Annotated in this window: 15 protein-coding genes; 2 read left to right on the forward strand and 13 right to left on the reverse strand. The window is 44.9% G+C overall.

Translation table 11 applies throughout. From position 1 onward, the window contains the following. Positions 1-82 precede the first annotated feature (82 nt). The 4 genes from AC503W_RS14975 to AC503W_RS14990 form a co-directional block, all read right to left on the reverse strand. Positions 83-2,902 (reverse strand): DNA translocase FtsK, encoded by a 2,820-nt coding sequence (locus tag AC503W_RS14975; RefSeq protein ID WP_427650682.1) that lies wholly within the window; start codon positions 2,900-2,902, stop codon positions 83-85. A 380-nt stretch (positions 2,903-3,282) separates the two neighbouring features. Then, complete coding sequence (locus tag AC503W_RS14980) at positions 3,283-4,083, reverse strand: DUF1444 domain-containing protein (RefSeq protein WP_427650871.1); 801 nt, start codon at positions 4,081-4,083, stop codon at positions 3,283-3,285. Positions 4,084-4,139: 56 nt separating this feature from the next. Then, positions 4,140-4,451, reverse strand: coding sequence for a thioredoxin family protein (locus AC503W_RS14985; protein ID WP_427650683.1), 312 nt, complete (start codon positions 4,449-4,451; stop codon positions 4,140-4,142). A 139-nt stretch (positions 4,452-4,590) separates the two neighbouring features. Then, positions 4,591-5,100 carry a hypothetical protein gene (locus AC503W_RS14990; RefSeq protein ID WP_407407254.1) on the reverse strand — a complete coding sequence of 170 codons (510 nt, stop codon included), beginning with the start codon at positions 5,098-5,100 and terminating at the stop codon, positions 4,591-4,593. A 129-nt stretch (positions 5,101-5,229) separates the two neighbouring features. Here AC503W_RS14990 and AC503W_RS14995 point away from each other — a divergent pair, with 129 nt between their 5' ends. Next, positions 5,230-5,679 carry a YtoQ family protein gene (locus tag AC503W_RS14995; RefSeq protein WP_427650684.1) on the forward strand — a complete coding sequence of 150 codons (450 nt, stop codon included), beginning with the start codon at positions 5,230-5,232 and terminating at the stop codon, positions 5,677-5,679. 85 nt (positions 5,680-5,764) lie between these two features. Here the strand turns inward: AC503W_RS14995 and AC503W_RS15000 are convergent, their stop codons facing one another. The 3 genes from AC503W_RS15000 to AC503W_RS15010 all read right to left on the reverse strand — a co-directional run bounded on the left by AC503W_RS15000 (position 5,765) and on the right by AC503W_RS15010 (position 8,365). Beyond that, a complete protein-coding gene (locus AC503W_RS15000) occupies positions 5,765-6,628 on the reverse strand; it encodes an AraC family transcriptional regulator (protein ID WP_402874864.1) in 864 nt (287 codons plus the stop codon). 85 nt (positions 6,629-6,713) lie between these two features. Continuing rightward, positions 6,714-7,223 (reverse strand): DUF84 family protein, encoded by a 510-nt coding sequence (locus AC503W_RS15005; RefSeq protein WP_402874861.1) that lies wholly within the window; start codon positions 7,221-7,223, stop codon positions 6,714-6,716. A gap of 68 nt (positions 7,224-7,291) precedes the next feature. After that, positions 7,292-8,365 carry a M42 family metallopeptidase gene (locus tag AC503W_RS15010; protein WP_402874859.1) on the reverse strand — a complete coding sequence of 358 codons (1,074 nt, stop codon included), beginning with the start codon at positions 8,363-8,365 and terminating at the stop codon, positions 7,292-7,294. A gap of 178 nt (positions 8,366-8,543) precedes the next feature. Here AC503W_RS15010 and AC503W_RS15015 point away from each other — a divergent pair, with 178 nt between their 5' ends. After that, the gene (locus tag AC503W_RS15015; RefSeq protein ID WP_402874856.1) at positions 8,544-8,861 is read left to right on the forward strand and encodes a PepSY domain-containing protein; all 318 of its coding nucleotides are present in this window, start codon (positions 8,544-8,546) and stop codon (positions 8,859-8,861) included. A 43-nt stretch (positions 8,862-8,904) separates the two neighbouring features. Here AC503W_RS15015 and AC503W_RS15020 read toward each other — a convergent pair whose 3' ends face one another. From AC503W_RS15020 to menE, 6 genes are all read right to left on the reverse strand, one after another. Beyond that, a complete protein-coding gene (locus tag AC503W_RS15020; RefSeq protein WP_402957769.1) occupies positions 8,905-9,750 on the reverse strand; it encodes a YtnP family quorum-quenching lactonase in 846 nt (281 codons plus the stop codon). Positions 9,751-9,853: 103 nt separating this feature from the next. Further along, positions 9,854-11,410: an AMP-binding protein gene (locus AC503W_RS15025; RefSeq protein ID WP_402957771.1), complete on the reverse strand. Its 1,557-nt coding sequence runs from the start codon at positions 11,408-11,410 to the stop codon at positions 9,854-9,856. A 67-nt stretch (positions 11,411-11,477) separates the two neighbouring features. Next, entirely contained in the window at positions 11,478-13,055 is a 1,578-nt protein-coding gene (locus AC503W_RS15030) for an acyl-CoA carboxylase subunit beta (protein ID WP_402874847.1), read from the reverse strand. Between the two features lie 59 nt (positions 13,056-13,114). Further along, on the reverse strand, positions 13,115-13,906 hold the full coding sequence (locus AC503W_RS15035) for an enoyl-CoA hydratase/isomerase family protein (protein WP_402874968.1): 792 nt from the start codon (positions 13,904-13,906) through the stop codon (positions 13,115-13,117). Next, on the reverse strand, positions 13,900-14,349 hold the full coding sequence (locus AC503W_RS15040; RefSeq protein WP_402874844.1) for a MaoC/PaaZ C-terminal domain-containing protein: 450 nt from the start codon (positions 14,347-14,349) through the stop codon (positions 13,900-13,902). The genes AC503W_RS15035 and AC503W_RS15040 overlap by 7 nt, the downstream gene beginning before the upstream one ends. A 2-nt stretch (positions 14,350-14,351) precedes the next feature. Next, complete coding sequence (gene menE, locus AC503W_RS15045; protein ID WP_402874842.1) at positions 14,352-15,887, reverse strand: o-succinylbenzoate--CoA ligase; 1,536 nt, start codon at positions 15,885-15,887, stop codon at positions 14,352-14,354. Positions 15,888-15,889 lie beyond the last annotated feature (2 nt).

The following is a 15,889-nucleotide window of genomic DNA, read 5'->3' on the forward strand; positions in this document are numbered from 1 at the left end:
ATCATTGGCTTTTCTATTCCATTCGCTTTAGAATTTATATCTCGCCCTTCACATTATATACAGAACCCTAGTATAGGTTCTCTTAATTTACGTGTAAAAATTCAAGTTCTTCCTCGGTAATCAGTACATCCCGTGGCCTGCTTCCCCTCGATTCAGAAACGACGCCCTGCTGTTCCATCATTTCTATCAGACGAGCTGCACGGTTGTATCCTACTCGGAAACGCCTTTGGACACTAGAAGCCGAAGCGGCCTGCTGATGAACGACGAATTCACATGCCTCAAAGAATAACTCGTCCGCTTCTTCCGTCACTTGGGCACGATTCAACAAATCTTCTTGTTCAAATAAATATTTTGGCTTCTGTTCCAGTTTCACATGATTGACCACTTGATCGATTTCTTCATCGCTTACAAAAGTCCCTTGCAGACGGACCGTTTTTGATGAACCGTTTTCCGCAAACAACATATCCCCTTTTCCTAACAGTTTCTCTGCCCCACCGCTATCAATGATGGTTCGCGAGTCGACTTGGGATGAAACGGAAAAAGCGATTCGAGTCGGGATATTCGCCTTGATTAAACCAGTGATAACATCCACGGACGGACGCTGTGTCGCCACAATTAAGTGAATGCCACAAGCACGGGCCTTTTGAGCGATGCGGCAAATCGCTTCCTCGACATCTGCCGGGGACATCATCATTAAATCGGCCAATTCGTCAATGATTACCAAGATATATGGCAGCTTATTGGAATATTGGCCGGCTTTTTCAGCCTGGTCATTAAAACGGCTGATATCCCTAACTCCTGCATGGACAAATAGTTCATAGCGGCGTTCCATTTCCTCCACTGCCCATTTCAAGGCCGCAGTGGCAGCTTTCACATCAGTGATGACCGGACTGACCAAATGGGGAATTTGGTTATATGGAGCAAGCTCAACCATTTTTGGATCAATCAACATCAATTTCAGTTCCTGAGGCGTTGCTTTATACAGTAAACTAACCAACATCGTATTGATGCACACGCTTTTTCCCGATCCCGTTTGCCCCGCAATCAGGCCATGCGGCATCTTTCTTAAATCGGTGATGATCGGCTGGCCTGAAATATCTAGTCCCAGCGCAACAGCGAGCGGTGATTCATGCTCTTGAAACTCAGTACTCTCCAAAACCTCACGCAAAAATACAGGCTTGCTCTTCCGATTCGGAATTTCAATGCCGATGGTATGCTTACCTGGAATGGGAGCTTCCATTCGCATATCCTGAGCCGCCAGACTTAACTTGATATCATCCATGAGGTTCGTCACTTTATTCACTTTCACACCCGGTTCAGGATGGACCTCGAAACGAGTGACCGCCGGACCTTGCGTCACGTTCACGACTTTTGCCCGGACATTGAAGTTTTTCAGTGTCTCGTCCAGCAATACGGTCTGTTCTTCGAGCCACTCATCATCATGTTCGGCATATGTGGGAGGAGTCAATAACTCGATCTTTGGGAATACATAATACGGATTTTCCTCATCTTCTACAGAATCGACTAGTCCCGTACTGACGGGATGGGCTGCTTCCATAGGCTCTGGAACAGCAACCTCCTGTTTTTCTTCATGTTCAACAACTTCCGCTTCTGGAATAACCGGAGAAATGGGAACCTCGTTCGTCTCGAAATGCGATTGTTTCTCGTGCTCAGGTAGCGAAGGAGTTACGGGTTCATACCGAACTTCCTCAGCCCTTTGTGGTTCGGCTGTATCCGTCCGTTCTTGAATGGCTTCTTCCTCAACCTTCACTCCTGTAGCAACGGGTACGTGTTCGCTTTCCAACGTAGTCCATGATGTTACAGGCTTTTCAATGGGGCTCGTTTCAACAGCCACTACTCCCCTTTCGATTTCAGGGCTTTTTTTTTCCGCTTTAAAAGGATTTAGGAATGTAGCCTTTTCTTTATCCTGCTTTAACATCATGACATTAAAGGGGATATGCTTTTTCGGGCGTTTAGGCGATTCCTCGGTTTTCGGTTCCGTCCCCTGATCAAGGACTTCGGGATCAACAGGATCCTCGGCGATATATGCCGGGGCCTCAGGCTTACCCTCTTCGGCTGGAACGACAGTAGGTTCAACGGCTTCCATTATCCCGACCGCCACTTCCTGCCCAAATTCCACTTGCTCCGTTTCTTGCCCTTCAACTTCTTGATCTACCGGAAATTCTGAAGCAACTGGTTCCGGCTCACTTGTCGCCGCCTTGGGGTCCGTATCCTCATTCCGGCGCATATAGGCAGGAACCTCGGAAATGGCTTCTTCTTTTTTTTCCTCTATCTGTTCTGGTACAAGAACGGAAGGTTCACGGGTCAATTCCTCATAAACCTCTTCCTTTACCTCGTTCGGAATAATCCTTGGAACCTCAGGCTCTTCTTTTTTAAGAACAGGAAATTTGCTCTCTAATTCAAATTCGACCGATTTGACCACTTTTTTTTCCGGTCGCCGAAACCCATAAACAGGTGAAGGGATTTCCGTCGGTCGGAACGGGGTATTGGATGGCAGGATCTTTTGAGTAGCGATCCGTTCAGCGTTCTTCCGTTTCTGCTCGGGACTCTGCTTAGGCCTTTTGGATTCATAAGATTCCGTATCCTGTTTATGCTCCCGCTCCTCTCTTCTCTTTTCCCTAGGCTTTCTCACACGTTGTTCCTTATCAGGTATCAGAGGGAATTTAAATTCCCCTTTTGGATATTGAAACAAGATCTTCGTATCCGGATCTTTCGTTTGGGACATTTTTGCCACCGTTTGATTGTATGCTTCGATTTCTTCCTTCTTTGTCTTGGGAAGTTTAGAAAAGTCCATCTTCTTTAAAGTCTCTTTATCGATCGGTTCATCTATTATTATTTCTTCAATCTCAATAATTTCCTCTGCTTGGAACCACTTTTTCATTTTATTTAGCCACTTCAAACCTATCACTCTTTCTACTATCTGTAATTATGTAACTAATTCTACCAGTATTTTTTGAAATATCGAGAGAAATTAAGGTTAATAGGGATATATATGTAGTTTTTTGCAAATTTCCGCAGGAATCATCCCAATTTCACATAACTCTTAACCTATTTAAACCCCTTTTCATATGAGTTTAAACACGTTCTAATTATATAGTCTACTATTTAATTAAAACACCTCTGTTAAACAGAGTTTACAATGAGATTAAGTTTTAATACAAAATATTATATTCCCTAGGGTATAACAAAATAAGCCCCTGCCGAGTTTGGAAATCCATCCAAAGAGACAGGAGCCCTATCATTATTCATCCATCCGCTTACTTATTGTTCACGCTTTTTATTTTTACCCATAATGAAGACCGGCTCTAGCTCATCTTCCTCATAAAGGAAAGATAACGCCGTAATCGGTACGTGGCCACTGGCGAAAAAGCTCATCGCCATTTGTGCGAGTACATCATAGCCAGTATCATTTTGCACATCGGCAATGATGATGACATCTTGATGAGGAATGGCCACTGCCATGGTCCCCGATATCTTTTCCTTCATTTCACGAAGCCATGATTCATTAAGAATCCGGCTCGCATCATAGCCATCATTTGTATTCAAGAAATAAAAGGTGTTCCCCGCTACGATATCCGACTTCAATTTAGTCGAGAGGGAGCGGACGTTGAAACGGGCAATCTCCCGGATCCTATCTCCCTGCCAGTCTTCGCGCTTGAGCATTTTCTCATCGATCAAACGGTAGGTCTTGCCCAAATCCAACGCATAAAAGACACGTGTTTCCGCCGTATGGTCGTCGAACAAAAAGGGATTGCCCTCTTCTGCCTCCATTGGAAAAGAAGTCGATCGGATTACAGGAAAAATGAATTTCTCCTTGCCCTCCATGCTATGTTCTTCCCCCATTACATTCAGTGCCTCATCTACGTAATAGATGACTTCATCAATGGCTTTTTCTTGGATATTTTCGTAATTTGCAAGCACCGGCGGAAGTTCAACCGTGATGCCTTTACCGGTCTTTATATTTTCAATCCGTAACGTGTCCTTCTTGCTATCGAATTTGAACGTACGATTTTCATCCGCTAAGCGTTCTTTTAATATGTTCTTCAGCTTTATGCTATCCATTTTCATGGCTGACCCTCCTATCCATTGAAAAATCCCCTAAAGAAGGGGACCTTACATTATAATGATGAAATGAATTCTTCAATCTGTTCTTGTGTTTTACGGTCCCTGCTCACATATCTGCCTAGCTCTTTACCGTTATCATATCCGATGAAGCTAGGAATTCCAAAAACATCATTAGCAGCGCAAACATCGATGAATTTATCGCGATCTACATGAATGAACGTGAATTCAGGGAACTTCGCTTCTATTTCCGGTAGGATTGGTTCAATCACTCGGCAATCGCCACACCATGTTGCCGAGAAAAGGAAAATATGTTTTCCTTCATTTTTTAATGCATCGTATTGTTCAACAGTTTGTAAGTTTTCCATCTTATTATTCCTCCAGCTCTTATGAAATCCATCTAGTTATTTTATAATTCCATCATACCAGACTCCGCTTCAATCAACCATCAATACGGATTGTAATAGAGAGCACAAAAGGTCCGGTATGGGTACGCCGGACCTTCTTTCACCTCTGTGGAACGGAAGAAACGATTTCCATCATTTTCTCCGCCTCATCCTTTAAATCCTCTTTCCCCGTCTTGGTTGTGAGCTTGACCCCGCCGCTTCCTACGGAAAGCTCATATTTCTCTTCCGATAATTCCATGATGGAAATAAAACCGAACTTATCATCATTCTGAAAGGATTCCAGTGTCAAATAATGAGTTTTCTGCTCCTTTGCCGTCAAAAATAATTGCGAGCTTTCGCTGTTTTCATTTGGATTGACAAATAATATATAAGCCTGTTGACCACTTTTCAGGATCAAGTTATTCTCATGTTCCTCTTCTATCTTGAAATTTTTAGGCAGATACACCTTTATAAGCCCCACTTTTGTATTCGGTTGCGGCGCTTCATCCCGAAAAGCGGAAACCGTTGCTGTCACGGCCTTATCCACCTGCCTTTCAATGCCTGAACAACCGACTGCCAGGATGCTCATCAAAAAGACGATCAGAATTTTTTTTTGGGGTGGGACCTTCAAGACTTCCCCCTCCTTTTCAACAATCTACCGTTACCCTCTTGTCTTTACTTATATCCTAATTTATGAAATCCATCCATTTTCTTAAAACATGATACAATGTAAGCAAATTAGATAATAAGGAGGATCATCATGAAAGTAACGGTTTACCTGGCTGGAGAAATCCATTCAAATTGGAGAAGTGAATTAAAAGAGAAGGCGGCCGCTTTAAAGCTTCCTTTAGAATTTGTCGGCCCAATGGAAAATCATGAACGCTCCGATAATATCGGGGAAGATATTATCGGGAAACAGCCGACCCCCGTTTTAAAGGATATGGCAGCTTCTCAAATCAATAATTTGCGTACAGGTCTTTTGATGAAGCAAGCTGACCTTGTCGTTGCCCTATTTGGAGAGAAATATAAGCAGTGGAATACTGCCATGGATGCAAGCACCGCGGTCTCACTTGGCAAACCACTTATCTTGATCCGCCCAGAATCCCATCACCACGCGCTAAAAGAATTATCTGAAAAAGCAAGCGTCACAGTCGAATCGGTGAACCAAGCCTTAAAAGTCCTTTCTTATATATTCGAAGATGGAAAATGAATGAAGTTAAAGGCACTCTTATGGAGTGCTTTTTACATGGATAAAAAAGCTTGTAGGACACAGTCTTTGCCTACAAGCCCATCCTTTATCTCTTAATAGGGATCCATATCTCGGAGTAATAATCTGTGGCTGAAGCATCATCTTCAACGTATACCTCCATTTCCGGTGTTCCTGCATGTTCATGTCCGCTTGCCGGAAACCATTCGGAAAAGATGTGTTTCCAAACCTTTTGCATCGCCTCGGGCATCGGTCCATTGACCTCGAACACAACCCACTTGGATGCAGGTATCGTCAAGCCAGAATAATCATTTGGGACGCTTCCGTCATACTCCGTGGCCACCCAATAATCGATTGAATTCCGCTCATCTTCAGGGGAATCGACACATATCCCTAGCAACCCTTTGATTCGGCCGTTATTCAATTTTCCTAACCGATTGCTGGTACCATCCGAGTTCACTTCGTCCCAAAGCTTCGGGATTCCTATCAGATTTTCTTCGTTCTCTAGTGAAAACTCCCGCTTGATACCGACCACTCGAAAAGAATCTCTTTCCACGATATTATACTTCATCGGTTCCGCCCCTTTTAGAAGCACCTGGATAACCAGGCGTTCATAGAATGTCAGCTTTCCCATATACTTTCGGGCTTCGCTAGGAGGTACTCCATGCTGCCGCCGAAAAGCTTTTGAAAAAGCCTCGGGAGTGTCATAGCCATATTTATAGGCTACATCAATGACCTTGCCATTGGTGCTTACAAGTTCCTGGGCAGCCAATGTCAATCTACGGCGCCTGATGTATTCTCCAACGGAAATGTCCGTCAAAATGGTGAACGTCCGCTGAAAATGAAAGGCTGATGCATTCGCCTGACTAGAAATGTTCTCGATGGTCAAGTCGTCGATTAAATGCTCCTCTATATAGTCAAGGGCCTTCTGAATGGATTCTACCCACCCCATATGGCTTTCCCCTCCCTTGTTTTCTATATTATCAGCACCGATATCCTAAATCCTGTCTGTTTCTGCTTTGTTCTGACAGTCTCTTTTATTGATGGTTTTTCTTATATTCATACTGCCCCGCAAGCATTTCCATGATATTTCCGAACATATCGGCACGGGTAATCCGTTCATTCGTAAATACCCCGATAGCCCCTTCTTTCTTGCGGATATTCGCTTTCTTGGTGAAATCGTCCATAATCGGACCGAGCTCTTCCCCGTTTTCCAAGCGATCCGCAATCATTCCGGGGAGGGGAATTCTCGCGCCTCCGGCAATGAAGATATCGCCATCCTTCGTGGCCATTGCCCCCCAGTTGCATACGAATAAGCCGCGTTCCATTTTAACCACGCCACCTTCGAGACCGATTCCGATATCGGCCCCCTTTTCAAGCAAGCAATTTCTGGCCCGGTTCACAGCCCCGTTCATGGTCTCTTCATCTGAAAATGGTTGTTCCGAAACCCCACTTTCCACCTGTAGCGAGATGACTTCTGCTTCTTTATAGATGTTAATCACGGCCTGCACTTTCGCCGGGTTTGTACTGCCTACTACAATTTTCATATGTATGCCCTTCCCTCTATGCAAAAAAAGCTGATGGAAGGGTGTCCCCTCCATTTCAGCTTTCATTATCATCCGTTATTCTTCAATGTCTCAAATGTCGTTTTATCGCAAGCGCGGACCAACTTCCCAATCAATTCACGGGCAGCCGCATAATCATCAATATGGATCATCGATGCATGGGTATGAATGTAACGGGAGCAAATCCCAATCACGCCGCTCGGAATCCCATCATTGGCAATGTGGACCTTTCCTGCATCCGTTCCGCCTTGAGAAACAAAATATTGATAAGGAATATCATTGGATTCGGCCGTATCGAGGATGAATTCCCTCATTCCGCGATGTGTGACCATCGTCCGGTCTAAAATACGCAATAATGCACCTTTACCCAGCTGTCCAAATTCACTTTTATTGCCGGACATATCATTTGCCGGGCTTGCATCCAAGGCGAAGAAGATATCCGGTTTGATCATATGTGCAGCCGTTTGGGCACCCCGTAATCCCACTTCTTCCTGAACCGTCGCACCCGAATATAAAATATTCTGTAATTTTTCATCCTTCAAATCCTTCAATAGTTCAATCGCAAGACCGCAACCATAGCGATTATCCCATGCTTTAGCAAGGATTTTCTTTTCGTTGGCCATCGGCGTGAAAGGGCAAATCGGAACAATCTGCTGACCAGGCTTAACCCCGATCCGCTTCACATCCTCCTGGTCATCCGCACCGATATCTATCAACATATTCTTGATATCCATAGGTTTCGAACGCTGCGATTCATCAAGCAAATGCGGAGGTATGGAACCAATGACCCCGATTACCGGCCCGTTGTCCGTGATAATTTCCACTCGTTGTGCCAAAAGAACCTGGCTCCACCAACCTCCAAGTGTTTGGAAGCGGATCATGCCATTTTCCGTAACAGAAGTGACCATGAAGCCCACTTCGTCCATATGTCCAGCCACCATTACAGTTGGGCCTTCTTCATTTCCTCTTTTTACGCCAAAGATACTTCCAAGGCGGTCCTGAACGATTTCATCTGAATATTTTTCAAGCTCACTTCTCATAAAATTACGCACGGCATGCTCATTTCCTGAAGCCCCTGGTAATTCCGTCAATGTTTTAAATAGTGTTAAAGTCTCTTGATCCATATCTCTACCCCTTAACTACTTTTATTTCCTATCTATTTTACCTAACTTAGACGATAGTTACCACCTAGCATGTTTTAATTTATCAGTAAATGGGTAAAATTTCAAATCGTTAGTCAAAGAAAGACTTCTTATGTATACTAGATAGAGTGAGTAATAAAAAGCAATGGAGGAGAAATTCATGAATTGGAAAACGTTTCTATTGGGGGCAGCAGCCGGCTTCGCTACAGGCTATGCTACAAAACAAATTTTGAATCAAACAAATACGCCTTCTCCTGACAAAGTATTGGCGCAGGTGAAGGAAACAGTCAGAAAAGATGGAAGTATATATGGATCTTGGATTTTAATGAAACCCGAAACCTATCAAAAAAATGATTTGGACTACCAAGTATATAAAGGCGGCATCACTAGAAATACCGATGGTAACCGCGAACAATTTGAATTCATTGCAGATGCTACTACCGGGACGATATTGGAATTGAATGCACAACATGATTGAACAAAAAAAGGAGGCGACCCAAATCGCCTCCTTTTTCTATGACTTACCGTTTCCGTTTCACTTCATCCTTTACCTCTTTACCCGTTTCATCCCACTTGATGGCACAATACTGGGCATCATGATAAAAGCTGTACCAGGCCCCGTTCTCCAGACCATATTTCATCCACTTTTCCTTTGCCGAGATCGAAGTCATTGGGTAGTCGTCATAAGCCAGTACCCACAGGACATTCGCATGGGCGTGCGTTGGCATGATATCGGCTAAATGGATCAGCTTGTCCTTACCGTCTTCAACCAGGATGATGGCATGTCCATCACTATGTCCGCCGGTATGAATCATTTTAATGCCTTCCGTGATTTCACGTTCTCCTTCAAAAGGACGGACAAGGTGGGCAATCGCCTCCCAGTTTTCCTTCCAGTATGTACTTTTTGAGCGGATATTGGGTTGCTGCATTTCATCCCATTCGATTTGGGTCGTGATGATTTCGGCACGTTCGAAAACCGGGACCAGTGAATCTCCTTCAGGCTTAGTCAACCCACAGGCATGGTCGAAATGTAGGTGGGTCATTAGAATGTAATCGATTTCATTTGGTTTGATCCCGAGCCGACCTAAATCCTCTATGAGCCCGGACTCATCCGTCACGCCAAAATTCCGTTTCTGTTTGTCGTTCAGCTTTCCATTCCCGATCCCGGAGTCTATCAACATATTTAATCCGTTCACTTGAACGAGTATCGGATCTGTCCGCAATTCAATCTGGTTATTTTCATTGACCGGATATTTCTTGGACCACAGTGGTTTCGGTACGACACCGAACATCGCTCCACCATCCAGGTGGGTCACGCCACCATTCAGCCATGTTAATTTGATTTCCCCTATTTGTAAAGTTTCCATTTTATCCCCTCCTCACCCTTCAGTTTAACATCTGCTCCCATTTATTGAAATTGATAACATGTAACTCTTTCCCAGAAAAAAACAAGACACCTAAAAGGTGCCCCTACTTTCCAGCCGGTATATAAAGATGTTGATAGTGATTCCGAAGTTTATGCTTTTGAATCTTACCGGTTGACGTCATCGGTAATTGATCGACCACGATGACTTCCTTAGGAACTTGGAAGGTTCCTAGATTCTCTTTACAATGTGTGATGATTTCTTCTTTCGTAATGGTAACGTTCGGTTTGGGAACGACGAATGCGGTCACAGCTTCTATCCACCTTTCATGCGGCAGACCGATAACCACAGCATTGAGCACCTTTTCGTGCAAGGCTAGAATCTGCTCTACCTGGATCGAAGCCACATTTTCGCCACCGGATTTAATGATATCTTTTTTCCTGTCGACAAAGACGAGCAATCCGTCTTCATCAAAATAGCCCAAGTCGCCAGTATGATGCCATCCGAACCGCTTGCTTTTTTCCGTCTCCTCCGGATTATTCAAATAGCCGATCATGACATTCGGACCCCTATGAACAATTTCTCCGATTTCTCCTTTTTCCAACGTCCGCCCTTCTTCGTCCATTATGGCGGTGTCATTGATGATTCCCGTCCCACCCCAGTAAGGGCCATGCTTCCTTAGTTGATCTTCCGGCTCGAACATGCAAGTTCCCGGGTACACTTCCGTTTGTCCAGAAGCCAGTGCGAATTCCGCCCCTATCTCCTTCATCCCTTTTTCAAGGGTGACCCGGTCCATGGGAGCCATCGCATATAAGCAGAAGCGTAAGGAGGTTAAATCATAATGTTTAAAATTCGGATGATAGAGAATCGCTTTATAGATCATGGGAAGACCGAACATCCAAGTTACCTTTTCCTTCTCTACCGTTCTCATGAAGGATTCCGGTTCAAATCCCGGCAAAATGACCAGCGTGGCACCTACATTGAAAAAGGAAACGGCCAAGGTATGCTGGGCACAATGGAAGAGAGGCATGATGACACTGGCTATATCGTCCCGCTTCATACTGGAACCAATAATATTGGACAAGCTGGCGATATAAATCGATAGATGGGAAATCATCACCCCTTTAGGCATGCCCGTCGTCCCGCTCGTGAACATAATTTGGGCCAAGTCCCGATCCTCAATATGGACCTCTGGTTCTTGCTTACTGGAGAGCCGATACGCTTCCTCCAGGCGTTCAACTGGAGAGACATTTTTCCCAATGATCAACAGTTCCGGACAAAGACTTTTCAATTCTTCCTTTTTTCCTTGTAGAAAAATTTCATCGACAATGACTAACTTCGAATCTACCTCTGAAAGAATATAACTCTTTTCATGAAAGGATACGCCTGGATTAAGCGGCACCCACACTAGACCCGCCTTAGCGATGCCGAAAAAGACGATAATGAATGAGACGGAATTCCCGCAGATTGTCGCGACCGCATCTCCCTTTTCCAGGCCGGAATCAAGCAAATAGTTGGCAAAGCGGTTCACCTCATCGTTCAGCTCCCGATAACTCCATTGTTTATCCCCTTCTATGACCGCCACCTTGTTTGGAAACCTTCCTGTTGTCCTGCGTAATATATCCCCAACAGCCAGCCGGTTCATCGCGGTAATCTCACTCATGCTTTTCCCTCCTTAGTTTTAAAGTGATACAGACGAGACATTCTACTTCTGCCTCGTCTGTATAGGGTTAGCTCAACATCGTACCATGCTTCTTATTTGGAAGCGGGAACTCTTTATTCTCGAACACCTCATAACGGGAAATGAGTTCTTTTCGCAAGTCCCCCGGGATAATCAAGTCATCGACAAGCATGTCGCCTGCTAGTTTATAAATATCATAGCTTTCACGATATTGATCACGCAGTGCCTTGACAAATTCAGCCTTTTGCTTTGGATCAGGAATTTGACTCAACTGATTATAATAAACGGCGTTAATGGCTGCTTCAGGTCCCATGATTGCTACCTCAGCCGAAGGAAGCGCAATGGTCGTATCCGGTTCGTATGCAGGACCTGCCATTGCATAAATCCCCGCCCCATAGGCTTTACGTACGATTACGCACAGCTTTGGAACATTGGCCACGGATGTGGCGTATATGAAATTCCTCCCTTTTCGTAAAATGCCCTGTTCCTCGACCTGTGTACCGACCATGAAACCAGGAGTATCACACAAGTAAAGCAAGGGAATCCCATAGGCATCGCAGAGCCACACGAAGTTTGCCCCTTTATCGGAGGAATCAGGAAAGATGGCGCCTCCTTTGACCGTCGGTTGATTGGCAATGATGCCGACAACGCGTCCATCGATTCGTGCAAAACCTGTTACAAGCTCTTTCGCATAACTTTTTTTCACTTCAAGGAAGCTCTCACCATCAACAATGCTCTCGATTAGTTCGTGGACATCATAGGGCTGGTTCGGCTCTTTCGGAATGATATTATCAATATTCAGTGGATCACGAGTCGGCGGGACGGGAGGTGCACTAGGTGGCTTGCCTTCGAAACTATCCGGGAGGTAGCTTAATAGTTTTTTGACGACTTCGGCAGCCTCTTCTTCCGTTTGGACAACAAAATCGACGCTTCCACTTTTTTCTGCATGCATTTTTGCCCCGCCTAGTTGTTCGATGTCGACTTTTTGACCTGTCGCCATCTGTACCATCCGTGGTGAAGCAATCGCCATGCCGGCTTTTCCTTCAAGCATGACGACGAAATCACAGAAGACCGGCATATATGCTGTACCAGCGAAGCAAGGCCCATACATCACTCCAATTTGCGGAATCCTTCCTGACATGATGCTGTGATTATAGAAAATCTTCCCGCCTGAATATTTATCGGAATGATAGCCACCGCCTTCATCAATCCGGCCTCCTGAGGAATCGATCATATAGACGATCGGGCGTTTACTTTTGATGGCGGCCTCTTGCATACGCAGGATTTTTTCCCCATGATAGCGGCCAATAGAACCCGCTTTGACGGTATAGTCACTTGCTGTGAAATATACGAGTCTATCATTGATTTTACCGGCTCCCGTGACGACTCCATCAGCTGGCAGGTCCTTTTTCGTCGCGTTGGCAAATGTCCCCGTTTCATACGTGGGTTCTCCGTTGTCAAAATATAACTTCAAGCGGTCACGGACGAACATTTTCCCAAGCGTCTTGATTTTCTCATGATTCTTCGGGGATCCCCCTTTATGAATTCGCTCGAGCTCACTCGTAATCTTCTGCAATCTTTCTGAATTCTCACTGCCCTTTTCAATAACCTTTTGATCTTGATCCATCTCGGTCCTCACCCTTTTCAATAGATTTATCGTTCTGACTAAACTAATTTCCCTCTATTTTATTTATGGATAAACACCGGCTGTTTTTTCTCGATAAAGGCCTGTACACCTGTCTTAACATCTTCTGTCTGGAACACTTCGCCAAAGTATTTTGCCTCAATCAGCAAACCTTCTTCCAACGTCGTTTTCATTCCTTCATCGATCGTTTTCTTGATTCTTGAAACCGCTTGGAAGGAATAGCCCGCTATTTCCTCAGCTAACTCTATCGCCGCTGCCAGGCCTTTTCCGGTCGGGACCACTTTATTCACCAATCCGATTCGTTCTGCTTCCTCCGCCGTAACGGCTCTTCCCGTTAAAATTAGCTCTTTTGCCCTTCCTTCTCCGATCAGCCTTGGTAGACGCTGTGTCCCGCCAGCCCCCGGAAATAGACCCAACTTCACTTCAGGGAGACCAATTATGGAATGTTCTTCTGCAATTCGGATATCACAGCAGAGGGCCAACTCGCATCCCCCTCCTAGGGCCAATCCATCAATGGCCGCTATGACCGGTTTTGCAATGTTATCGATTTTATTAAATGGCTCTTGCATATCACGGGCACGGGCTTCATTGAATGCCACACCCTGGCCGACCAATTTAGGGAATTCCTTTATGTTCCCTCCGGCAACAAAGGCCTTGTCTCCTTTGCCTGACAATACAATGGCCCGAACTTCGTCATCTTCAGCTAAACGATCGAATACCTGGTTTAAGCCAATGACAACATTTTCGCCAATCACATTGACCGGCGGGTTATCAATATAAACTACCGCTATGCCCCTGTCTTTTTCATATGAAACGATCTCTTTCATCACGATAGAACCTCCTGTTTCTTCGCCATCAGGATTTTCATCGTCGAAACGCCCACCACATCTCCATTTTGTTTTTTCACCTTTTGTTTCGCCGTAATGACGCCCATTCCATCGTCCCGATCTTTTAATTCCAAAATGGAAATCTCTACAGAGATCGTGTCCCCGATAAAGGTCGGATTCGTAAAACGTAATTTATCGATCCCGTAAAAGGCGACGACCCTTCCAGGTTCGAATGCAGAAAGGCCAGATGCAATCGAGCATACCAGCATCCCATGGGCAATTCTCTGTCCAAATGGCGAATACTTTTCGGCATACTCCTTATCTGTGTGAAGCGAGTAAAAATCCCCGCTTAACCCGGCAAAATTTACGATATCCGTTTCTGTGATTGTACGGCCTTTCGAAGTCCAGACCTCTCCGACTTCATACTCATCAAAATATTTATTAAACATCCTTACACCCTCTTTTCCGTTTCGTATGGTTTAGATAGAGCACGTTTCAATACTTTCCCTGTCGCATTTCTCGGCAGTTCATCCAATAGCTCTATTTCCTTTGGCATCTTGAATCGTGCTAATCTGCCATCACAATACTCTCGGATATCGTCTAACTTAATTGTCTGACGTGGGCTGTTTAAGACGATATAGGCCTTGATCACTTCGCCCCATTTTTCATTAGGGATGCCAATGACGGCAACTTCCTTCACATTTGGCATCCTGACAAGCACTTGTTCAACTTCGATCGGATAAATGTTTTCCCCGCCGCTAATTATCATGTCTTTTTTCCGATCGACAATATAGATGTAGCCTTCATCATCGATTTTTGCGAGGTCGCCAGTATAAAACCAGCCGGATCGAAGTGCTTCCTTGGTTGCTTCCGGTTTATTCCAATAACCGACCGTTACGTTTGGACCCTTGATGGCTAGTTCACCCACTTGGCCAATAGGCACTTCCCTGTCTGTCGGATCAACAATCTTGACACCGACATGGATGGGTGGTTTTCCGACCGACCCGATTTTACGTATCGTATCTTCCTCTTTCAATATACTGACGATAGGCGCCGTCTCGGTCATCCCGAACCCTTCCATGAATGGAATGCCTTTACCCTTGAAATATTCGATGACCGGAAGTGGGCATGGCGCCCCTCCAGAACATGCCAAACGGAGAGAGCTTAAATCATAATCCTCGATTCTTGAATCATGCATGACCAACTGCCACATCGATGGGACCATGAACACGGTCGAAACCTTCTCCTTTTCAATCCATTCTAGCGTCGATTGAGGGGTGAACAAGTCAAGCAGCACGACAGTACCGCCCAAATACATCATTTGTGTTGTGGAAATTCCGAGCCCACCAATATGGAACAACGGGGCAACCGTCAATGTAATGTCCTCGGCTGTCACCGGCAAGAGGTAAAGCCCATTCATGATGTTCGCTAGTGTATTGCCATGTGTCAAAATCGCTCCTTTGGGCTTGCCTGTCGTTCCGGATGTATACATAAGCATCAAGTAATCATCCGCATTCAGCTCAAAACCAGTCTCCGAGGATGGATACTCACCAATCAATTTTTCATAGGGAGAGGATTCACGATCACCTCCTGGATTCACTTCAATGAATTGGAGGTGTGTTTCGTTCTTTTCCTTTAGCTCTTCTATGATGAACTGGAGACGCACATCGTAAATGAAGACTGAACTGCTCGAATCCTTAACGATATAATCTACTTCCGGTGCACTGAGGCGGATATTGATTGGTACGAATATCGCTCCGATTTTTGCACAGGCGAAAAGTGTTTCCAAAAATTCATTTGTGTTTAACAGCAGGACATTGACCCTGTCGCCTTTCCTCACACCCTGATCCAAAAGGGCATGTGACAAACGGTTGACCCGATTGTTCAACTGCATATAGGTCAATCGCAGGTTTCCATAAACGATTGCTGTTTTATTCGGTATATTTTCACTATGATGGGTTAACCAATAACCTACATTAGCACTCATAT

The organism is Peribacillus suis (genome assembly GCF_059384845.1).